The 21971-nt window shown below is 53.1% G+C and carries 20 protein-coding genes; 7 read left to right on the top strand and 13 right to left on the bottom strand.

The window, feature by feature from the left end; all coding sequences use genetic code 11:
* Positions 1-39: 39 nt before the first annotated feature.
* On the bottom strand, positions 40-936 hold the full coding sequence (locus KUC_RS12850) for a LysR family transcriptional regulator (RefSeq protein WP_007113636.1): 897 nt from the start codon (positions 934-936) through the stop codon (positions 40-42).
* A 163-nt stretch (positions 937-1099) separates the two neighbouring features.
* Between KUC_RS12850 and KUC_RS12845 the strand changes: the two genes are divergently transcribed.
* The 3 genes from KUC_RS12845 (at position 1100) to mtgA (ending at position 4050) form a co-directional block, all read left to right on the top strand.
* Positions 1100-2209, top strand: a complete 1110-nt coding sequence (locus tag KUC_RS12845) for an S-(hydroxymethyl)glutathione dehydrogenase/class III alcohol dehydrogenase (protein WP_040480830.1) — start codon at positions 1100-1102, stop codon at positions 2207-2209.
* Between the two features lie 259 nt (positions 2210-2468).
* Complete coding sequence (gene fghA / locus KUC_RS12840) at positions 2469-3323, top strand: S-formylglutathione hydrolase (protein ID WP_007113634.1); 855 nt, start codon at positions 2469-2471, stop codon at positions 3321-3323.
* A 10-nt stretch (positions 3324-3333) separates the two neighbouring features.
* Positions 3334-4050 (top strand): monofunctional biosynthetic peptidoglycan transglycosylase, encoded by a 717-nt coding sequence (gene mtgA, locus KUC_RS12835; protein ID WP_007113633.1) that lies wholly within the window; start codon positions 3334-3336, stop codon positions 4048-4050.
* A gap of 15 nt (positions 4051-4065) precedes the next feature.
* On the opposite strand, the gene KUC_RS12830 is transcribed toward mtgA, so the two are convergent.
* A complete protein-coding gene (locus KUC_RS12830) occupies positions 4066-4833 on the bottom strand; it encodes an EAL domain-containing protein (protein WP_443089275.1) in 768 nt (255 codons plus the stop codon).
* Between the two features lie 51 nt (positions 4834-4884).
* Positions 4885-5820, bottom strand: a complete 936-nt coding sequence (locus tag KUC_RS12825; RefSeq protein ID WP_040480828.1) for a DMT family transporter — start codon at positions 5818-5820, stop codon at positions 4885-4887.
* A 144-nt stretch (positions 5821-5964) separates the two neighbouring features.
* Here KUC_RS12825 and KUC_RS12820 point away from each other — a divergent pair, with 144 nt between their 5' ends.
* The 3 genes from KUC_RS12820 to KUC_RS12810 all read left to right on the top strand — a co-directional run bounded on the left by KUC_RS12820 (position 5965) and on the right by KUC_RS12810 (position 9243).
* Positions 5965-6354 carry a DUF4168 domain-containing protein gene (locus KUC_RS12820; protein ID WP_040480826.1) on the top strand — a complete coding sequence of 130 codons (390 nt, stop codon included), beginning with the start codon at positions 5965-5967 and terminating at the stop codon, positions 6352-6354.
* Positions 6355-6605: 251 nt separating this feature from the next.
* A complete protein-coding gene (locus tag KUC_RS12815; protein WP_007113628.1) occupies positions 6606-8516 on the top strand; it encodes a DUF294 nucleotidyltransferase-like domain-containing protein in 1911 nt (636 codons plus the stop codon).
* 1 nt (position 8517) lies between these two features.
* Positions 8518-9243, top strand: a complete 726-nt coding sequence (locus KUC_RS12810) for a 3'-5' exonuclease (protein WP_007113627.1) — start codon at positions 8518-8520, stop codon at positions 9241-9243.
* Positions 9244-9359: 116 nt separating this feature from the next.
* Here KUC_RS12810 and KUC_RS12805 read toward each other — a convergent pair whose 3' ends face one another.
* The 5 genes from KUC_RS12805 to KUC_RS12785 form a co-directional block, all read right to left on the bottom strand.
* Complete coding sequence (locus tag KUC_RS12805; protein WP_007113626.1) at positions 9360-11000, bottom strand: BCCT family transporter; 1641 nt, start codon at positions 10998-11000, stop codon at positions 9360-9362.
* A gap of 71 nt (positions 11001-11071) precedes the next feature.
* Positions 11072-11494, bottom strand: a complete 423-nt coding sequence (locus KUC_RS12800; RefSeq protein ID WP_007113625.1) for a universal stress protein — start codon at positions 11492-11494, stop codon at positions 11072-11074.
* A 156-nt stretch (positions 11495-11650) separates the two neighbouring features.
* Positions 11651-12526 (bottom strand): glycine betaine ABC transporter substrate-binding protein, encoded by an 876-nt coding sequence (locus KUC_RS12795; RefSeq protein WP_007113624.1) that lies wholly within the window; start codon positions 12524-12526, stop codon positions 11651-11653.
* Positions 12527-12678: 152 nt separating this feature from the next.
* Positions 12679-13509 carry an ABC transporter permease gene (locus tag KUC_RS12790; protein ID WP_007113623.1) on the bottom strand — a complete coding sequence of 277 codons (831 nt, stop codon included), beginning with the start codon at positions 13507-13509 and terminating at the stop codon, positions 12679-12681.
* Positions 13509-14711, bottom strand: a complete 1203-nt coding sequence (locus tag KUC_RS12785; protein WP_007113622.1) for a quaternary amine ABC transporter ATP-binding protein — start codon at positions 14709-14711, stop codon at positions 13509-13511. Before KUC_RS12785 ends, KUC_RS12790 begins: the two co-directional genes overlap by 1 nt.
* Positions 14712-15105: 394 nt before the next feature.
* Here KUC_RS12785 and KUC_RS12780 point away from each other — a divergent pair, with 394 nt between their 5' ends.
* Positions 15106-15492 carry a hypothetical protein gene (locus tag KUC_RS12780; protein ID WP_040481082.1) on the top strand — a complete coding sequence of 129 codons (387 nt, stop codon included), beginning with the start codon at positions 15106-15108 and terminating at the stop codon, positions 15490-15492.
* A gap of 194 nt (positions 15493-15686) precedes the next feature.
* Here the strand turns inward: KUC_RS12780 and KUC_RS12775 are convergent, their stop codons facing one another.
* From KUC_RS12775 to KUC_RS12755, 5 genes are all read right to left on the bottom strand, one after another.
* On the bottom strand, positions 15687-17087 hold the full coding sequence (locus tag KUC_RS12775; RefSeq protein WP_007113620.1) for a sigma-54-dependent transcriptional regulator: 1401 nt from the start codon (positions 17085-17087) through the stop codon (positions 15687-15689).
* Between the two features lie 11 nt (positions 17088-17098).
* Positions 17099-18544, bottom strand: coding sequence for a sensor histidine kinase (locus tag KUC_RS12770; RefSeq protein WP_040480823.1), 1446 nt, complete (start codon positions 18542-18544; stop codon positions 17099-17101).
* A 51-nt stretch (positions 18545-18595) separates the two neighbouring features.
* Entirely contained in the window at positions 18596-19780 is a 1185-nt protein-coding gene (locus KUC_RS12765) for a PQQ-dependent sugar dehydrogenase (protein WP_007113618.1), read from the bottom strand.
* A 116-nt stretch (positions 19781-19896) separates the two neighbouring features.
* Positions 19897-20772: an AEC family transporter gene (locus KUC_RS12760; RefSeq protein ID WP_007113617.1), complete on the bottom strand. Its 876-nt coding sequence runs from the start codon at positions 20770-20772 to the stop codon at positions 19897-19899.
* A gap of 79 nt (positions 20773-20851) precedes the next feature.
* Positions 20852-21766: a LysR family transcriptional regulator gene (locus KUC_RS12755; protein WP_040480821.1), complete on the bottom strand. Its 915-nt coding sequence runs from the start codon at positions 21764-21766 to the stop codon at positions 20852-20854.
* Positions 21767-21971: the final 205 nt, after the last annotated feature.

The following is a 21971-nucleotide window of genomic DNA, read 5'->3' as shown; positions in this document are numbered from 1 at the left end:
CACCAAGTGCTAAGTCATCAAGTACTAAGTCATCAAGTGCTAGGCCAGCGGGTTGCTGGGCAATAAGTTGTCAATGTTGGCGACCAGGTAGTCGACCAACTGGCGTATTTTAGGTGATAGATGGCGGTGGCGGGGGTAAACCGCCCAAACGGCGGTATCGTGGTGCTGAAAAGGCTCAAGCACGGCCACCAGCTCACCGCTGGCCAAGTAGGGAGCAACGTAGTAGTCCGGTAGTTGCGCAAGGCCGAGGCCTTTGCGTGCCGCGTCTAACAACGCTGGGCCAGAATTGCCCGTCCAGCAGCCCTCGACACGCACTTCACGACGTTGCCCGTTGACTTCAAATAGCCAGTTGGGCCGTGAGCCAATCAGGCAACGGTGCTGGCTAAGCTCTGCCAAGGTGTGGGGGCGCGGCGCCTGGCGGAAGTAGCTTTGCGAGCCGACGATATACTCGCGGCGGTCGCATAGGCGTCTGGCGATCAGGCTGGAATCCTTTAATACCCCCATCCGAATGGCAATATCGTAACCCTCTTCAATCAATTCCACCGGTCGGTTAGTGAAGTGCATGTGAACATCCAGTTGCGGATGCAAACACTGAAAGTCATTAACCAGCGGCGCGATAAAGCGCTCGCCAAAGGTCGTGGCCGAGGTCAGTTTAAGCAGCCCATTGGGCTTGGCCTGAAGTTCGCTAAGCGCCTGCTCGGCATCGCGCAGCCCATCAAATAGATGGCGACAGTGCTCCACGTAGGTGGCGCCCGCGTCGGTTAAGCGGATCTGGCGGGTGGTGCGGTAGAGCAGTTGTACACCTAACTGGTTTTCGAGCTGACTAACCAAACGGCTGATATGTGAGGTCGACACCTTCAGGTGACGGGCCGCAGCAGAGAACGTGCCTAGACGCACCACCTCAACAAAGGCTTCGATACGGCTCCAGTGCTGCATGCTAACTCCTTGGGTCGATAGCAATTGTTGCTGTGTGGCAATAATCTTATGAGTGTATCCCGGTTTATCAAGGGCGCCTAGCTGGCCTACACTGCAACCACTGAAAACACATTGAGCAGCAGGGTAATGCCTGCTGTGGGCGATGCAAAAAGGAGCAGGCTTAATGAAATCACGCGCAGCGGTTGCACTGGAAGCGGGAAAGCCGCTTGAACTGGTTGAGATTGATGTAGAAGGCCCAAAGGCGGGGGAAGTGCTGGTTAAAATGGCCGCCACTAGCGTCTGTCATACCGATGCTTATACGCTCTCAGGAGCTGATCCAGAGGGTAACTTTCCTGCAGTGCTAGGCCATGAAGGCGCAGGCGTCGTGCAGGAAGTAGGCGAGGGTGTCACTAGCCTTAAGCCGGGCGATCATGTCATTCCGCTTTACACCGCCGAGTGCGGCAAGTGTAAATTCTGTTTGTCGGGTAAAACCAACCTGTGTGGCAGCGTGCGTGCTACCCAAGGTAAAGGGGTAATGCCTGACGGTACCTCGCGTTTCTCACTAGATGGCAAGATGCTGCATCACTACATGGGCACTTCTACCTTTAGCGAGTACACCGTGTTGCCCGAAGTCTCCCTGGCGGTGGTGTCTAAAGAAGCCCCCATGGATAAAATCTGCTTGCTGGGTTGTGGTGTCACTACCGGTATCGGTGCGGTGCTTAATACCGCTAAAGTAGAGCCGGGCGCGACGGTAGCGGTGTTTGGTCTCGGTGCTATCGGTTTGGCGGTAATTCAAGGCGCGGTGATGGCCAAGGCGGGACGCATTATTGCCATAGACGTTAATGCCGATAAATTCGAGCTGGCTAAACAGTTTGGCGCCACCGACTTTGTGAACCCGAAAGAGTACGCTGATCCGATCCAGCAGGTGATTGTCGATATGACTGACGGCGGCGTTGACTACTCTTTTGAGTGTATCGGCAACGTTAACGTTATGCGTTCAGCGCTGGAGTGCTGTCATAAAGGCTGGGGTGAGTCGATCGTGATTGGTGTCGCCGGTGCTGGTGAAGAGATCTCTACACGGCCGTTCCAGTTGGTTACCGGGCGGGTCTGGAAAGGCTCTGCTTTTGGTGGCGTAAAAGGGCGTAGCGAACTGCCGGGCTACGTTGACCGTTATATGAACGGTGAGATCAATATCGACGATTTCATTACCCACGATATGCCGTTTGAGAAGATCAACGAAGCGTTCGATTTACTGCATGCGGGTAAGAGCATTCGTACCGTGCTGCATTACTAAGGTCTGCACAACTAAGTGTCAGAGCAGGTTTCCGTGAGGGCGCTGTGAACCCATCCGTGGGCGCTACTTTTGACATCCCTGTCAAAAGACCCTCACTCCAACCTGCCCTGACACTGCGTTATCGGGAGCTTTACAGACAGTTAGTTGCTCTGTGCATTACTAGGCCTAGCATTATTAAGTAGTATAGGAAGCACGTTTGAAACGCTAAAGCGCGGTAGGGTAGACCTGCCGCGTTTGCTGCATTTAAAGGAACCTGCCCATGAGCATGAGTGAAACTCTAGAACTGGTGTCCGCCAACCGTAGTTTCGGTGGCTGGCATAAGCGCTACCGCCACTACTCCCGTGCGCTGGACTGCGACATGATCTTCGCCGTTTACCTGCCGCCCCAGGCGGAAAACGAACGCGTACCGCTACTTTGGTGGCTCTCGGGGCTGACCTGTAATGATGAAAACTTCATGCAGAAGGCGGGTGCGCACCGTATTGCTGCAGAGCTAGGTGTAGCAATTGTTTGCCCTGACACAAGCCCACGCGGTACCGATTTGCCCGGTGAGCATGAGAGCTTCGATTTAGGCTCTGGGGCTGGGTTTTACGTCAATGCCACCGAGTCACCCTGGAAGTCTCACTATCGCATGTATGACTATGTGATTGAGGAGTTGCCTTCCGTGGTGCGTCAGCACTTCCCGGTAAATGGGCGCGAATCTATCAGCGGGCACTCGATGGGTGGGCACGGTGCATTGATCCTGGCGCTGCGTCATCCAGGGCGTTTTCGCTCGGTATCGGCCTTCTCACCGGTGGTCAACCCGATGAACTGCCCTTGGGGGCAGCAGGCGTTTAACGCCTATTTGGGTGACGATCAGTCACGCTGGCGCCAGTACGATGCCTGCGAACTGGTGGCCAACGGCGCATCCCGCCAGCGGCTGTTTATCGACCAGGGCGAAGCGGATCAATTTCTGGAGGAGCAGCTTCAGCCTGAGCGTTTAGAAGCCGTGTGCGAAGAGCACGATCATCCGTTAACGCTGCGTCGCCAGCCGGGCTACGATCATAGTTACTTCTTCATTGCCTCGTTCATTGAGGATCATCTGCGCTATCATGCAGACCACCTCATGAAGCGTTAAGGATAACTGGATGCTCAATCGCTCGCTGCGCCGTTTTATGCGTCTGCTATGGCGGATTGTTTGGCGCGGCGTTTTAGCGTTTGTGCTGCTGTCGGTCGCGCTGGTCTTGCTGTTCCGGGTCGTTCCTCCGCCGGGGTCGATGGTGATGGTCGAGCGCAAAATACAGAGCTGGATTCATAGCGAGCCGATTCGCATACACCGGGAGTGGCGAGGCTGGGATTCGCTCTCTGTTAACGCCAAGCTGGCAGTAATTGCAGCAGAGGATCAGCGCTTTCCACACCACAGCGGATTCGATCTTGTCGAATTGCGGCGGGCGTGGCAGGCCAGCCAAGAGGGGGGGCGATTGCGCGGCGCCAGCACTTTGAGCCAGCAAACCGCTAAAAACGTTTTTCTGTGGACAGGTCGCAGCTGGACGCGAAAGGGACTGGAGGCGTGGTTCACGCTACTGATTGAGATACTCTGGAGCAAGCAGCGTATTTTGGAGGTCTATCTTAATGTCGCCGAGTGGGATCGCGGTGTATTTGGACTAGAAGCCGCTGCTCAGCACTATTTTGGTGTCTCTTCGAATTCATTAACTGAACGCCAAGCGAGCCTTCTCGCGGCTATTTTGCCCAGCCCGCTCACTCGAAGCGCTGCACGACCCGATGCCCAGGTTGAGCGGCGAAGCCAGTGGATACGCCAGCAAATGCGTAACTTAGGCGGGGATGATTATTTGCAACATCTATAGCAATTTCCATCCACGCTAGTCGTATTTGGCGTCGTCAATTTCCGCCAGTGCTTCCAAATTTGGGTAGGAAAAGTAATAGCCCTGCTGCATCGGAATACCCAGTGCCAGCAGGCTGCGCGACTCCTCGCGGGTTTCAATGCCCTCTGCAATCAGCTGTGTCCCCAATGTTTCTGCTAGCGCCACCAGACTACGTAGTATGACTTGGCGGCGCTTGTCGCTATCGCACTCCATCACCAGGTCACGATCAATTTTTAGCGTATCTGGGCGTAGATCGGTCAATAGATCAAGGTTGGCATAACCGTTACCAAAGTCATCCAGCGAGGTGGTAAAGCCCATTTCGCGGTAACTCTCAATAATGGTGCGCATATGCATGCGGTCTTTGACCCGCTCGGTTTCGGTAATTTCGAAATTGAGCCGCTGGGTGGGCCAGCCAATGCGATGCGCTGTTTCCAAGGTGGCTTGAATGCACGCCTGTGGCTCATAAACCGCATTAGGCAGAAAGTTGATAGAGAGCCGTTCCCGCATGCCCAGTTCGCTGGCTAGCTCAATGGCTTTGATACGGCACACCTGGTCAAAGCGATACATCAACTCGTCGGTCACCTGGCCCAGTATTGAAAAAGCGGATTCACCACTAGGGCCGCGTACTAATGCCTCGTAGTAAATAATTTGCCGCTGACTAACATTTACGATCGGTTGAAACGCCATCGTAAATGCAAAAGGTACCGGAGAATCGCAACGCTTACAGTGTCCGTTCACCCTGGCACAGTGGTGTTGTGCTGGCATGTTTATCCAAGCCCTGGAATAAAATTATCGATAATTATTAAAATCGAGTGATCATCTAATCGCCTTAGGGGCAGGTTTTCGTATAACCATCACCACCCCAGTGATGGCGACCAACATCCCCACAAGCCCTAGCAGGGGAAGACGTTCGTCAAATAGCCACCACGCCTGAAGCGCCGTGACCGGTGGCACAAGATAAAAAAGACTCGCCACACGCGAGGCTTCCCCCTTTTTAATCAAGGCCATGAGTAACAGAATAGCGGTAATTGACAGAATCAACACCAGCCAGCCCAGGGTCAGCACAAAGGTGCTGCTCCACTCCACATGGCGGGTCTCAAAAAGCAGGGCACCAACCCCGAGCAGAGCGCTCGCCGCTACGTACTGAATAACCGCCCCAGAAAGTAGCGGCATGCTGGTGCAATACCTTTTCTGATAAAGCGTGCCCAGCGAAATACCTATTAAAGCGGCGGTGACACACAGCAGAGCACTAATCCCGAAGCCATCAAACAGTGACTCTCCAATCTCAAGCTTACTGCCGAGCACTAAGCTGATGCCAATCAAGCCCAGTCCTAGCCCCAACCACTGGCGTCTGGAGAGCTGCTCGCCTAATAAAGGACCTGCGAAGGCGGCGGTCAGAAGTGGCTGGAGCCCCACTAATAGTGCCGCTAAACCGGCGGGCATACCTAGATAAATGCCGTAAAAGACGCCGCCTAAGTAGGCTCCATGCACTAAAAAGCCTGATATGGCGATGTGTGTCCATAGCCTGGGTGATGAAGGCCAAGGTATACGCATCACTATGACCAGCGGGATCAGTAGCAACAGCGTGAGTGCAAAGCGAATAAACAAAAACGTAAAGGGTTCTGCGTAAGGCAGGCCAAACTTGGCGCCGATAAAGCCGGTGCTCCAAAGCAGAACAAAAATAGCCGGCATGGCGGCCAACCCGGCCGAGGGCAGATTATTGGGACGTAACTTGTTGAATAAGCTTGGCATGTCGTTTCCGTAGTAGGGTGTTTTAGCTGTTTTTTTGATACATAAAGTTCTTCTTGTTACTAACTTTTACATAATAAATTGAACCTGCTTGAATCAGGCGCGTCACAGTGGGCACATACACAACGCAATATTGAGGTTTTTTCTATGCAACGTATGACTGCTCTGTTCTCCGCTGCCCTGCTCGCGACTGGTTTGATGACGGCTACTGCCCACGCCCAGGAAGAGCAAGGCGCTGCACAAGATCCAATGGCGACCCAGCAAGCACCTGCCCAGGATTTTTCTGATGACCAGCTCCAGCAGTTTGCCGATGCTTCTCAAGAAATTGCGGTTATTTCTCAGGAATATACCCAGCGTCTGCAGGAAGCGGAAGATGAAACAGCGCAACAGGAAGTGCGCACTGAAGCTAACGACCGCATGATCGAAGTGGTCGAAGATAGCGGCCTAGATGTTGATACTTTCAACGCTATCGGTCAATCCATTCAGCAAGACCCAGAAATGATGCAGCGTGTGCAGGAAATGGCTAGCCAATCGTAAGCCATATCGCTGACAGTATCTGATTTTGGTTTTGCTAATACATTAATCGTCATTTAGCAGAGTGATTATCAGTATGGCTTAGGCCATCAAAGCCCGGTGCATAACTGCACCGGGCTTTTTGTTTTGCGTGTCGTTTCGCCAACGGGCAGTTTTATATGCGTGGTGGGGTTTACCTGACTTAGCCTTCCCGCCACACTTTACATTGTGTGTAGATTATCCAGTCTATTGACCGGCAAGCCCGAGGAGTCCGTATGGATGTCGAACTGTTAGAAATACGCCAGCATATGGGTCGGTTTCCCCCTTTTGATGGGCTGTCGGATGATCTTCTTGATGCCATTGCTGAACAGGTGGAAGTGAGCTACTTCAAAACCGGCAGCAGTATTTTAGCGCTAAACGATACACTCAATGATCTGTGTTATATCCGCAGTGGCGCTGTGGAGGTCTATCGTAGCCAGGGGGAGCTATATAACCGGTTAGGTGAAGGCGATATTTTCGGCCATTTCAGCCTGCTGCGGAATCATAAAGTGCGCCTTCCTGCGAAGGCGATTGAAGATACCTTGCTCTACTTTATCCCTAAAGCGGTCTTCCAAAGGCTGTGTGATGAGGATGAGCATTTTGCCGATTTTGTCGAGTTGGAGCGGCCGCGGCTAGAGAGCGCCGCCGAGCAGCAAAAGAAGTCCAACGACATGATGGTCACGCGGATACGTAAGCTGCTGACCCGTTACCCGGTAATGGTGGAAACGTCTACCAGCGTTCAGCTTGCCGCGCAGCAAATGAGCGACGCCCAAGCCTCTGCGCTGCTGGTAATAAAAGAGGGCAGCGATAACCCGCGCTACAGTTTTAAAGATAGCGAAGGCCAAACCTGGCAAATGTGCGGGATTTTAACCGACAGTGATTTTCGTACCCGCATTGTCGCCGAGGGGCTATCGCCACAAACCTCGGTCGGCGAGGTCGTTTCCTCGCGGCTAATTACCATTCAATCGGACGCCTCTGTTTATGAAGCCATGCTGACGATGCTGCGCAGTAATGTGCATCACCTGCCGGTGCTTTATCGTCAGCGCCCGGTGGGCGTGGTGCACCTTTCCGACATTATCCGCTACGAGACCCATAGCGGCCTCTATTTAGTCAGCAATATCTTTAATCAGTCCAGCGTCCAGGGGCTGGCGCGCTTAGCGCCGGATGTGCGCGCGGCGTTTGTGCGCATGGTGCAAGAGGGCGCCAACTCTCAGATGGTAGGTAGTGCGCTCTCTACCATCGGGCGTAGCTTTACACGACGGTTGCTGGAAATGGCTGAAGCCGAGCTCGGGCCGCCGCCGGTGCCTTACTGTTTTATGGTCAATGGCTCCATGGCGCGCAACGAGCAGAGCATTGTCACCGATCAGGATAATGCGCTGATCCTCTCCGACGAATTTAATCCTGAAGAGCATGACGACTACTTTTACGCCCTGGCAAAAATTGTTAGCGATGGCTTAGACGCCTGCGGCTATACCTACTGCAAGGGCGATGTCATGGCGACCAATACTCAATGGCGTCAGCCGCTCAGCGTTTGGAAGGGTTATTTCCAGGATTGGATGGCCAACCCCACGCCCGAGCGGCTGCTGCACAGCTCGATTTTCTTTGACCTGGATAGCTGCTATGGCGAAGACCTCTTTGTGGAAACACTACAAGACTTGATTGCCGAGACAGCGCCAAAATCACCGCTGTTTTTAGCCGCCATGGCGCGTAATGCCTTAAACCGTACGCCGCCGTTAGGATTTTTCCGCACCTTTGTGATGGAGCAAGATGGTAAGCACAATAACTCCATCAACTTGAAGCGCCGTGGCACGGCACCGATGGTGGACTTGGTGCGTATTCATGCTTTGGCCTGCGGTTCCAAAGCGCAGAACTCCTTTCAGCGTTTGAATGACATCAGCAAGACCCAGCTGTTGGCGACCGGCATGAGCGACAAGCTAAGCTACGCATTTGAGTTCTTATGCATGTCGCGGGTTCGCCATCAAATGATCGATCTGCAAGAGGATCGCCTGCCGGACAACAATATCGAGCCTGAAAACGTGGCCGATAGCGAACGGCACACCCTCAAAGACGCTTTTCAGGTGTTGAGCAACGCGCAAAAATTTCTCAAGTTCCGCTACCCCATGCCCGCTCAGCGGCAGGGGCGTTAAGATGTTCGGTATACGTCCACGTCAGAAAATTACCCAGGCCGACTGGAAAGGGTATATGGCTCAGCAGTCACAGCTGGCGAGCAATCCGGCCATCCAACAGTTTTTTGGGACCTCGCTGCCTGACCCTGAAACACCCATTTCTAAGGTGCCTATGGTGGCGCTGGATATGGAGACCACTGGGCTGGATGAGCGGCGTCACGCGATTGTCAGCATTGGCGTTGTGCCGTTCACGTTAAGCCGTATCAAGTTGGCCGAGCGACGCTATTGGGTAGTCAAACCGCCCAGGCCCCTTGATGAAGCCTCGATTGCTTTCCACCATATTACCCACTCTGAGATCGCCCAGGCGCCGGATCTAGACGAAATCCTTGATGAACTACTGGCCCAGCTAGCGGGGCGTTTGGTGGTAGTGCACTTTCGTAATATCGAACGACCCTTTTTGGATGCAGCGGTCAAAGCCCGGCGTGGGGAAGGGGTGCTGTTTCCGATGATTGATACCATGTCGCTGGAAGCACGGTTGCACCGCCAAACGCTATGGGCGCGGTTTCGCCGCTGGCTGGGCCGCCCGCCGGTTTCCATCCGCCTGAACGCTAGCCGTAGACGCTACGGCTTACCCGCTTATCAAGGGCATCATGCGCTGGTGGATGCGCTGGCGACCGCGGAGCTTTTACAGGCGCAAATTGCCACCCACTATCAACCTGAAACGCCATTGAAAGATATATGGTGTTGAAGGCTATCTATCAACTTATCAACAAAAAACGGGCAACCCAGAGGGTTGCCCGTTTTGCTTGCTAGCTAGGTTTTTAAACCCGTATTTTTAAACCAGCAGGTCGGTTTAAACCAGCGCTAGACGGCTTTGGGTTCGCTCATCAGTCCCTTGATGATGGCATAGCAGGCCACCAGCAGGATAATGGTGAACGGGAAGCCGGTAGACACCGCCATGGTTTGCAGCGCGGTCAGACCACCGCCTAGTAGTAGTGCGATGGCAATCGCGCCTTCGATAATCGCCCAAAACACGCGCTGTGGTTTCGGCGCATCGACCTTGCCGCCCGCAGTAATTGAGTCGATAACCAACGAACCAGAGTCGGAGGACGTCACAAAGAAGATAATCACCAACAGAATCGCTATGAATGAGGTGATTTGTGACAGCGGCAGCTGCTCCAGCATGATGAAGAGCTGTAGGTCCACTCCAGCGTCACGTACGGCTTCAATGCCCTGGCTCACATATTGATCAATGGCTGTGCCGCCGAAAGTGGTCATCCATAACACTGACACAAAAAAGGGCACTAGCATAACGGATATCAGAAATTCACGTACGGTGCGGCCACGGGATACCCGAGCGATAAACATACCAACGTACGGCGACCAGGAGATCCACCACGCCCAATAGAAGGCTGTCCAGCCCTGACTGAAGTTGGCATCTTCGCGTCCAAAGGGGTTCGACAGTGCAGGTAGGTGCACCGCATAGTTCCATAGGTTTTCAAAGAAGCCGGTGGCAATCAGTAGGGTAGGGCCGACTGCAATCACAAAGAACAGCAGGGCTGCTGCCATGGCGATGTTGATTTTTGAGAGTAGCTGAACACCTTTATCGACGCCCGCTAGAATCGAGCCGATGGCGATAATCGTAATACCAACGATCAACAAGATCATGGTGATATCGCTTTCAGGCGCGTCAAACAAGTAGGTAAGGCCCGCAGCGGCCTGGGTAGCACCCAACCCCAGTGAGGTCGCTAAACCAAACAATGTGGCGAAAACGGACAAAATATCAATCACGTGACCTGGCCAGCCCCACACACGCTCACCCAAAATAGGGTAGAACACCGAGCGCATAGAGAGCGGAAGGCCTTTATTGAACGAGAACAGCGCCAGCGAAAGCGCGACAACCGCGTAAATTGCCCAGGGGTGTAGCCCCCAGTGAAAGATGGTTGCGGCCATAGCTAATGCTTCAGCACCGGCAGCATTACCTTCCGCACCTGCAAGCGGCGCCCAGCTGCCTCCGTCAAATGAAGTGCCAAAGTGCGTCAGCGGTTCATTAACGCCGAAGAACATCAGGCCAATGCCCATGCCCGCAGCAAACAGCATCGAAAACCAACCCATATAGGTAAAATCGGGTTTGGCATCTGCGCCACCAATGCGGATTTTACCTAATGGGGAGAAAATCAGACCAATACATAAAATGACGAATATATTCGCCGCTAATATAAAGAACCACGCCAGATTCCCAGTCAAGAAACTGAAAATAGCATCATAAATAGGCGCGATAGTGTCTTGCAACGCGAGCGTTAGCACCACAAACAGCAACACGATGACGGCCGAAATGCTAAATACCTTGCCGTGCAGGTCTAGATTGAGACCCATGGTGTTGGTGGTGATGTTGTCTTGGCCGATGACATAATCGGTATCAATCAGATTCGCCGCGCCATCAGGGGCAGGTATGCCCTCCGATGCCTGCTCATCAGTTGATTGATTTTGCGGTTTTTTATCCACAAAATTGCTCCCTTGGTTGTTTAAGACTTGAGTTCTTGAAGGGCGTAAGAAATTAAAGGCGTGACGCGATTTTATTGAGCCGTACGGATCAGAAACACAGAAACGTCGGTATGCGTGGCTACTTTGCCACCATGCGAGGGCATGACAATATCCAAATGACGTGGTAAATGAGTTGCCATCATCACCAAGTCGGCTTTTACTTCGTCAATAGCTCCAACCAGTATTGTGTCGACATTCGCTACAGGATCTGTCGAACTATAAGCTTTGATGCTTACCGGTTGACCATGAACCTTATGCTGCTCTTGTGCGAAAGCTTCAAGCTTTTGCTCGTACTCCTGGGGAGTGCGGGCGATGCTAGTGGGCGTATTCGCCGTGATGCTGACATAAGTGATGCGCGCATCATATTTTTTGGCAAGATCGGCGACAATGCTTAAAGCAGGTTCAAGTGCTTCTAAGTGGCCAAGATCAACCGGCACCATAATATTAGTAAACATGCCAAGCTCCCAAAATGACCTGCCGCTATGCTGGACTGATCCTATTAGCTTTGGTCATATTAATAGGTTGAATAACATCAAACAATTGAGCTGAGGCTTAAAAAAGCCCCAGCTCAATAATTTATTACACTTAATGTTTACGTAGAAAGCGCGACGTTAACCATCGAGCCACTGCTCAACTACGTCCTGGTTATCTTCAACCCACTGCTTAGCATTCTCATAGGGGTCGCTGCCATCTTCCTGGTTCATCAGCATGACTTCGCCCATCTGCTCAGGCGTCCACTCGAAAGCATCGAGAATGGCATAGGCTTCCGGCATGTCATCTTCCAGTCCCTGACGAACGGCCGTATGGATTTGCTCCGCACCGCCATAGACGTTCTCAGGATCTTCTAGATATTTGACATCAAAGCGAGCAAACATCCAGTGGGGCGTCCAACTGGTAACAACGATATCTTCTTCGTTATTAATCGCGCTGGCGAGTGCGGCCGTCATGGTCGCACCACTGCCGCTACGCAAATTCAGCTCAAGGTCATAGGTATCCACAACCTCTTCAGTGAGGCTCATTAGGCCTGCACCGGGGTCAATGCCGATAATCTCGCCATTAAAGCTGTCGGCGTTATCGTTCAGGTCAGCAATAGAGTCGACGTCGGTGTATGAAGGAACAACGAGGCCTAGCTTGGTGCCGTCCAGGTTAGGGCCAAGATCCTCAATACTATCACCCAGTCGCTCCATGTAATCGGCGTGAGTGGTCGGCAGCCAAGCGGCAACGATGGCATCTGCATCGCCAGTCGAGAGTGCTTGGAACATGGCAGCCGCTGAGAGGGACGTCAGGTCTACCTCATAGCCCGCTTGCTCCAGTACCGCGGCAATGACGTTAGTAGAAGCGACTTCGGAAGACCACTCTACGTAGGCCAGGTTAACCGTGCCTTTCTCTTCTTCGGCTTGCGCCGCGCTGCTGACGGCAACACCGGCACCGGCTAACAGTGCCAGTGAAGCAAGACGGATACGGAGGTTCAATGTGCGATGTTTCATTCACTTTCTCCCTTGGGTACTAAAATATCAACGTACATGGTTATTAACGTACATGGTTATCAACGTGCTAGCTGTTGCAAAAATACAGCTTGGTGAACAGGAGACGACTTAGCAAGCGAATCGCTCAACGCAGCCGCTCCCGCTGTTTTACTTTACTGCCGGGTTTTTCTAAGCGATTGGGTCAGACGGTCAAGCAACATGGCCAGGATGACCACCGCGATGCCCGCTTCAAAGCCATCGCCAGGGCGCAAACGTTGAATAGCGCGCCATACTTCGCTGCCCAAACCATCTGCACCAATCATGGCAGCGATGACTACCATAGAGAGGGCAAGCATTATCGTTTGGTTGATACCCGCCATTACCGTGGGCAGTGAAAGCGGTAGCTGCACTTTAAATAGCTTTTGACCACGAGTAGCGCCGTAGGCATCGGCGGCTTCGATTAGCTCCACCGGTACTTGCCTAATGCCCAGCGTGGTAAAGCGAATAGCGGGGGGCATTGAGAAGATCACCGTAGCAAAGATCGCCGAGACCGAGCCAATCCCAAAAAACGGGATAGCCGGAATCAAATAGACGAACGCTGGCATGGTCTGCATAAAGTCCAGAAGCGGCATAATGACCCGGTAAAGCCGGTTAGACAGTGCCGCAGCAATCCCCACCGGTAGTGCAATAACGATTGCCACCAGGGTGGCAAACACCACCAATGTGAGCGTCTCAATCATGGGTTCCCACAGGCCCAGGTTCCAGATTAATGCCAGGCCCGCGATGGCCCCTATCGCTAAGCGAGTGCCGCCTAACCGCCAGCAAAGTAGCGCAATCAAGCCTAATAGCGCCCATTCAGGCAGCCAAAAAAGGCCATCGTTTAAAATATCAATGCCGGTTTGGGTGAAGCGAGAAATGCCCCGGGTAACCATGGAGAATTCGCTGGTCAACCAAGTCAGGCCACTTTCAATCCAATCACCTAGCGGGATGCGTGGGATCTCCATTATTGCTCTCCTGCTCGTGCCAGTTCGTCGAGTACAGCGCCTTTTACCACTACGCCCAGTAGCTGCTCCTGCTGATCAATGACGGCGATGGGGAAGCTCTTTTCACTGAACATGGCAAACAGGTTATGCAGTGGCTCATCCATGGGGACTTTACGAAAATCCTGGGTTAAGTAGGGGATAATCGAATCGGAACCCTCTTCAATCGCCCGGCTTGCAGCGTCGGCCTCGAGTAGACCGATCAAGCGGCGGTCGCGATCAACCACATAAATAGAGTCGATTGTGTGGTCACGCATACGGTGTAGAGCGGTCCGCGGCCCATCGCTTTCGCGGGCGGTGGAACGCAGTGGCCGCATGGCGCTTTCGGCGGTCAAAATACGCGCCCGGTCAACCCCCTCGATAAAGCGTCTTACGTAGTCATCCGCAGGCTTGGTGAGAATTTCTTCCGGCGTGCCAATCTGCACCACTTCACCATCTTTCAGCAGCACGATACGGTCACCAATATTGAGCGCCTCATCCAAGTCATGGGTGATGAACACCGTGGTCTTTTGCATTTTGGATTGCAACTGCAAAAGCTCTTGCTGCATATCTTTGCGAATTAGCGGGTCGAGCGCGGAGAAGGCCTCATCCATTAACAGTACAGTGGCATCGTTAGCCAGTGCACGGGCCAAGCCAACGCGCTGCTGCATGCCGCCGGAAAGCTGGTTGGGGTAAGCATCTTCCCAACCCTCCAGGCCCACTTGCTTCAGCGCATCATGAGCAATCTTGTGACGCTCTGCCTTCTCTACGCCGCGGATTTCCAAACCGAACTCGGCATTCTGGTGCACAGTGCGGTGGGGAAATAGCGCGAAATTTTGAAATACCATAGAGAAGTGGCGGCGGCGACACTCCAACAGCGCTTTTTCCTTCAGCGTTGGAATGTTTTCACCGTCGATGATGATCTCACCTTCGGTGGTCTCAATCAGACGGTTAAGGCAGCGGATCAGGGTCGATTTGCCCGACCCCGATAGCCCCATGATGACCAGCAGTTCGCCTTCATAGACATCAAACGAAATATTGGACAACCCCAGCGTTTGGCCAGTTTTCTCCAAAATTTCGGGGCGTTTCATTCCCTGGTTGCGAAGCTCAATGGCTTTTTGTGGTTGCTTGCCAAAAACTTTACTTAAGCCGCGCACTTTAATTTTGACGGGTCGTGTCTCGTCCATCGGCGATGCCTTTTTTCAGTAAAAACGTGTTGAGCAGAATGGGCGTGTGTCATTGCTACGCCATTCATAAAGAAATAATAGCTTGAGTCGGATAATTTATTAAAAATTATTATACATAGGTAGGGCCTGTGTGTCACAACGGCTCGCTCAACGGGGTAATTAACGCTACATGTGTCATTTTTTACCCACCTTAGGTGATTTGATATACGCTCTTGGTAATTCACCCTTGTTTTTATAAGCAACTGATTTATAAAAAATAAATATAATTTATTCATGTTTGGCACGTAAAATGAATGGTTTGGCTATAAGCAGCATAATATATGTATAAGACTGTTTTTCGATTATTCAGTCAGACGTTTAGAAACATACGGTGTTAGCAATGGAGGTGGGTATTATGGACAAGCAACATGACCACATAGAGAGTACGCAAATTTCCAATCGCCCACGCTGGTTAACGCTGTGCATGATGGCGACAGCAGCAAGTGTGATTGTACTAGCGGGTTGCGGTGACAACGAAGAGCCAGCGCCTGCAGATGAGACTGTGCCACTTGAGCAAGACGCAACTACTCAGCCAGAACCGGGTATGAATGAAGAACCATCAATGGAGCAAGACCCAGGCTTAAATGAAGACCCCGCAGCAGAAAGTGCTATGCCCGAAGACACCATGGATGAGCCAGTAGAAGGCACCATGAACCCAGATGAAGATGAGCCTGGTTTCGGTGAGGGTACTGAACCGATGCCTGGCGCAAATGAAGATGATGAGAATTCGACCAGTAACTAGTTAGTTACCCGTTTTGAGTTTTGAGTAAGTGTACCGCTCCCTACGATGGTAAATCGATCCAGCTGTTTGTTCCCTGCGGCTGCTCCACACGGTTTACCATCTTTTCCGCCCCCGCGCCCGCGGGGGTTTTTTTGTCTGCGTGTTAGGCCCTGCCGCTTCGCGATTTAGCAGGTTTGTGTGCAGTTTCGAAGTAGTTATTCTTCATTATCTTCTAAGCGACGATAGAGAGTCCGACGAGCAATCCCAAGTACCTCTGCCGTGCGACGTTTGTTGCCACCCGTTGCTTCTAGCACCTTGTTAATATAGCGCTTTTCAACTTCTTCTAGACTGGGCCAACGGATCGGCGGTGGCGTTGGCATTTGACATCCCGCCAGCACTTCGCCGCGGACTGCAGGTACCAGAGGCGTACCGGTTTCCACCGTTGATTGCTCGCGCAGTCGCTCGGGTAGATCTTTATAGCTGAGTGAGCCGTCTTCGCTCAGGGTGACGGCCCGCATAATGGCATTTTCCAGTTCGCGAACGTTACCAGGGTAGGCATAGTTGAGCAGATTGTTGAACGCTTCCGGTTCGATTTTCTCTATCTGTTTGCCCTGTGCCTCCGAATGCTTGTCGATAAGCGCAAACACAAGATGCTCAATATCAGTGCCGCGCTCGCGCAGCGGTGGGATACGCAGTGAGAATGTCTCCAAGCGGTAAAATAAATCGCTGCGGAAGTTTTCCTGCTCGATCTCTTTCTCCAGGTTTCGGTGGGTCGCGGCGATGATACGTACATCCACCGGCTCTTCACGCTCGCCACCCACTGGGCGTACGGTTTTCTCCTGCAACGCGCGCAGCAATTTAGCCTGCAGATTGATCGGCATTTCACCAATTTCATCTAAAAACAGGCTGCCGCCCTGGGCGCTATGAAATAACCCTCGGCGCGCTTCGTTAGCCCCGGTAAAGGCGCCTTTGACATGGCCAAAAAACTCACTTTCCATCAAATCCGCGGGAATACTTGCACAGTTAACCGGCACAAATGGCTGGTCATGACGCGGACTTTCCTGATGAATGGCGCGGGCAAGTAGCTCTTTGCCGGTACCACTTTCACCTAAGATCAGGATGGGTGCATCGCTTTTGGCAAGGCGGGAGGCGTCATGGAATAGCGTCTGCATGACCTGGCTTTTACCCACAATACCGTGGAAATGGCTGATATCTGTGTCGTGGAAAACCGCCAGGCGTTGGCGCTCCAGCACACGAAATACGGCATCGCGGATGGCATCAAGGTCGAGCGGCTTGGTTAAAAAGTCGTCAGCCCCGAGTTTTAGTGCTTCAACCGCCTGATCGATGGTGCCGAAAGCAGTAATTACAATAATACCCAGCTCACTACCTGCTTGGCGGAGCTGCTGGAGTAGCTGAATGCCGGTCATACCCGGCAAACGCACGTCGGTAATTACCAGTGAAACGGTGGTGTGGCTCAATAAGGCAATAGCCTCTTCAGCGCTAGTTACACCGAGCGTTGTGTAGCCTGCGTCCTGCAGTTCTTCTTCTAATAGCTCAAGTATAGCTGCGTCATCTTCCACCACCAACAAAGGTAAAAGGGGTTCTTGATGGGTCACAAACGTTGTCCTCACGCGGATGCGGTTTCACTAATGGGTAGCGTAATTTCAAATCCAGCGCCGCCTAGGGCACTGTTAAACACGCCGATCGTACCGCCGTGGTCGTTAATAATGCGATGTACCATAGAGAGTCCCAAACCGCTGCCTTGGCCGACCGGTTTGGTGGTAAAAAATGGGTCGAATACTTTATGGTGATGGGCGGTGGGAATCCCCGGGCCATCATCTTCCACCCACAGTGTCAATTCGTGCTCTTGCTGCTGGGCGCGCACCCGAATGCGGGTTACTTCAGGAGCCTGCGCTGCATTGCGCAGTAAATTGGTCAGCACCTGTACAATTTGTTGGCCGTTGGCGTGTAAGTTGGGTGTCGGTGACGGTAATTCAATGTCTAAACGGATATTGCGTGGTTCTAGCTCATCTTCCACTAGGTCTTTGGCACTTATAACAAGCTGATCGAGCCCCTGTTCGTCTTTTTCTACGTTATGTTGACGGCCTAACTCCATCAATTGGCGAACAATTTCAACGATACGCTCAACTTCGCCGCGAATGCGTCCCAATCGTGCACGTTCGTCATCGCCAATCACATCGCGTCGAGCCAAGCGCTGAGCCTGGCCGTTAATCACCGTTAGCGGCGCGCCTATTTCGTGGGCAACTCCCGCCGCCAGTACGCCCAATTCAGCCAGTTTCTTCGATTTACGCAGGCGCTTTTCAAGCTCAATTTCGCGCCGCTGGCGATTTTCGATCTCTTGGTCTTTCTCGGCCATCGCATCCAGCATGCCATTCAAACCGGAGGCGAGGTGGCGGTATTCGATAGGGCCGTCTTCGGTGGCGCGTTGGCTACGATCACCTTCCTTAACCAACTGCATCACGTGCACCAACCGATTCAGCGGGCGCTCAATATGGCGGCGAAACCCCCACCAGATACTGAATACGATTCCGGCCGCGCCAATCACAAACACCAGTACGGCCACAATGCTGATAAAACCCGTGTAGGTCTCAATACCGGTATTTAACCGATTTACCTGCAGCACACCGTATACAGTGCCATCCTGTGAACGCAAGGGTGTCAACGCAGAGTAGTAATTCCAGCCTTCATGTTGTCGGTAGTTACTGTATAAGTCGTCGCGTTCAATGACTTGCTGAATCTCTTCGCGGCTAAAAATATCTTTGCCAAGGCCTAACCCATAGATATCGCGACCCTGGGTGTCGAAGACATAAGCACCATAAATACGATGGAAGGAGAACGCCGACTGCAGCGCTTCTTCAAGCGGCGTATTGCTATCCGGCGTAACCGCGTAGCTGAGCGAAGAGCTCAGCGTACGGGTAATGATCTCAACTTCCGTTTGTAGCTTTGAGCGTACGTTATCTTCGAGCGACTTGATCGCCACTAAGCTAAACACCACCAGGATGACAAACAGCGGCACAATCACCGTTAAAATAATTAAATTGCGTAATCGCATGGGCATCCATGGTGGTTTTAATGCGTTGTAGTAGCAGCGAGTGAATGAAGCCTACGGATTCGATGGCGCCAGACGATACAAGCCGCCCTGAGGGTCGTCAGTGAGCAAGTAAATAGCGTCATCAGCGCCTTGACGAACATCCCGAATACGGCCTACTTCGCCTTGTAAAATCAGCTCTTCTTCGGCTACGCGGCCCTCTTCTAAGCGCAGACGCAGTAGCTTCTCGCTACCTAGCCCGCCCGCCAATAAATTGCCCTGCCACTCGCCGAAAACGTCGCTGGTCACTTCAGCAAGCCCGGCAGGCGCAAAGCGGCCTGCAAAAACGTACACCGGGTCAACCATCCCTGGCAGTGAGTCTTCGCCAATCGGCTCATTGGTCGCGTAGTCATTGCCCTGGCTGACTTTAGGCCAGCCATAATTATTGCCTGCTTCGATATGGTTAAGTTCGTCGCCGGTGCGTGGGCCATGCTCTGACGCCCAGGCTTCGCCGTTACTAAGCACGGTCATGCCTTGAATATTGCGATTACCCATGGAGTAGATTTCATCCAAGGTGGTGTCATCCCCGACAAAGGGATTGTCATCGGGAACGCCGCCAGTAGCGGTAAGGCGCAGGGTAGAGCCCGCGTGGTCATCGCTGGCCTGGGCGCGGGGTGGGTCACTGCCACGGTCACCGATACTCATCAGCAAGGTGCCGTCGGGTAGCCACGCCAACCGCGAGCCGTAGTGACGGCCAGGCCCTGACGCGCGATCCTGTTCAAACAAGTGCTCAATCTCACCTAATTCGCCATCCTGCCATTTTATCCGCGATAGCGCTGAACGGCTGTTATTGCCTTCGGGCTTGCTCCAAGTGAAATAGATCCAGTCGTTGTCGCCTCCGCCGTTCCCCTCTTTAAAATCGGGGTGCAATACCACGTCTAACAGCCCGCCCTGGCCCCGAGCACTCACTTCTGGCATGCCTTCCAGCGTACTGGTTTCCCCATTGGTGGGGTCGACGAGCTTCAACTGCCCGCTGCGCTCGCTCACCAAGTAGCGGCCATCGGGTAAAAATGCCACCGCCCAAGGGTGCTCAAAACCATCGGCGATACGCTCAATGGAAAGATTTAAATGATCGGTTTTCAGCGATTCCTGGACGACCTCCGCGTTTGCCGTGTTAATAGCGCTCGCCAGCACTAGCCCACTGATTCCTGCCCAAACCGCAGGGTGCAATGGGTGTTGTGTATGGTCGCTCTTGTTCATGTGAAGCATAGCGTGCCCTCTGGTGATGTTAAACGTTGGCATCCTTGCCAGTAGTCTAGCAGTGACCCTTTAGCCACGTGGGGGTTCCACTTCGTTATGACTGCTAGGGCAAGTAGCTACATAAGCAGGGCGAGCAGCACGGGCAGGTAAAACAGTGCTAACAATGTTGAGCAGAAGACCAAACTGGCGACATAGACGGGTTCGCGCTGGGCACGTTGGGCAAAGAGATAGTTGAAGACCGCCACCGGCATACACATTTGCAGCACTAAAATGCTTTGTGCCAGTGGCGGTAGGCCCACCCAGCCAGCGATCAACCAGGCGACCCCAGCGGCGAGGGGCACGCGCACTAAACTAAACCCGAGCCCGGAGCGCAGGTTCTTCACTTGAATGCTGGCCAGCGATACGCCCAGGGTAATGAGCATCAGCGGTACTGTGAACCCCGACATTAAGTCCACCGTATTTGCGAGCCAGGGTGGTAGGGAAGTGCCCGTCAGCAGTAGCGCCATGGAAATCGCAATGGCGTACACCGTGGGCGTTTTAGCGAGGGTTTTGAGTGGGTTACCCTGGCTATCAAGTACGGCGCCTAAGGTGAATTGAAACAGTGAGACGGTCACCATTACGGTGATACCGTAGGCAAACCCGGCACTCCCAAAGGCGTAAAGCACCACGGGCAAACCCATGTTGCCGGTGTTGGGGTACATCATGGGGGCAAGCAGTACTCGCCAGCTGCGGCGCAACAGTTTTGCCACCACAAAGGTAGCGGCCCCCATGGTGAGAATCACCAACGCAGCGGCTAGCATTGTCTGGCCAAAAGTGGTGGCATCAATATCAGCGCCCGCCAGAGACGCCAACACCAGCGAAGGGGTGCCAATGTTAAACACCAGCCGGGTGATGAAGTCGACCGGGTAAGGATGGCCTAGGCGTACCCACAAGTAGCCGAGCCCTGCACCCGCCAGTACGGGCGCCATGACAGCAAAGAGTTCGGCGAGCATTTACAGTCCTTGGCTAGTCGTTAGCCGCCTATTGTCGTTAATGGGCGGGCTAACTGGCAAGGCAAACACTTGAATTAGCCTAAACAGCGGCCATTGAAGCGCGCCAGGGGGTGGGCACTTGGCTACGTAAAAACTCCAATAGCGCGTGGGTGCGGCGTGATTGGTGACCGTAGGCGTAGAGTAGCGTAATGGGCAATGGCGCTGGTTCCCACCCAGGCAAACAGTTAATCAGTTCGCCTGGATGATGCTGCTCGCGTTTTGCGGTTAACCAGTGTGAAAGTAAGCCTATGCCCTGGCTGCGTGCGATGGCGTCAATATGCAGGGCAGTGAGGTCTACCCGCAGCCGCGAGCGGGGCGGATTAAAGGTGTACTGGCCATACTCTGGGTGGGTGAGCAGCAGCCCATCGGAAGCTGAACCCAGTAGGTCTATCCAGGCGTGCTGGTTCAATTCATTGGGGTGGTGGGGCGTGCCAGCCGCCGCTAAATAGCGTGGGCTGGCATAAAGCCCACGGGCTAAGTGTCCCAAGCGCTCCTGGTTTAACCCGCACTCGTGAGTCGGCCCCAACCAGACATGCACGCTATTGCTGTGCATTTTGGTGGGTGGTGACTCTCGGGTATGCAGTGTCAACTCCACCTTTGGGTGGCGTTGTAAAAATGCCTCAATAGCACTCGCCAGCCAACTGCGCGCTAGGGCACCGTGCACCTCAAGGGTAATCTCCCCGCTAATCTCCTCACGCAGTTCTGCAAGTGCCTCCTGGCTATGCGCCGCCATCGCCAGAAGCTCGGTGCAGTAGTTGTGAAACAGCAGCCCCGCTTCGGTTGGAATTAAACGGTTGGCCTGGCGCCGAAGCAGCGGCTGGTTAAGCCGGGTTTCAAGCTGGCTGATGCGGCGGCTAAGGGTCGATTTGGCTAACCCTAGCTTTTGCGCGCTGCGTGTCAAACTGCCCGTGGTCATCACATCGGCAAAGGCGGTCAGTTCGTCAAAGTCATACATGGTCAGGCCCACGGGAAAAGGGTGAACGCTAATTGTGCCACTGTTTGGTACGAATGAAAATAATAGGCATTTGTGTTCCGGCATGCTGAACGTACCGTCTCACCCCAGTATGCAAAGAGTGTGTAAAAATATTAATGCTAATTATTCGCATTAAATAGAGCGAATGCTTATCCATATTGCTCACACATTCTAATTGCCCACACAC

It is taken from the genome of Vreelandella boliviensis LC1 (genome assembly GCF_000236035.1).
In the GTDB taxonomy this organism is placed as follows: Bacteria; Pseudomonadota; Gammaproteobacteria; order Pseudomonadales; family Halomonadaceae; genus Vreelandella; species Vreelandella boliviensis.
This window is presented reverse-complemented; position numbering and strand designations above follow the sequence as displayed.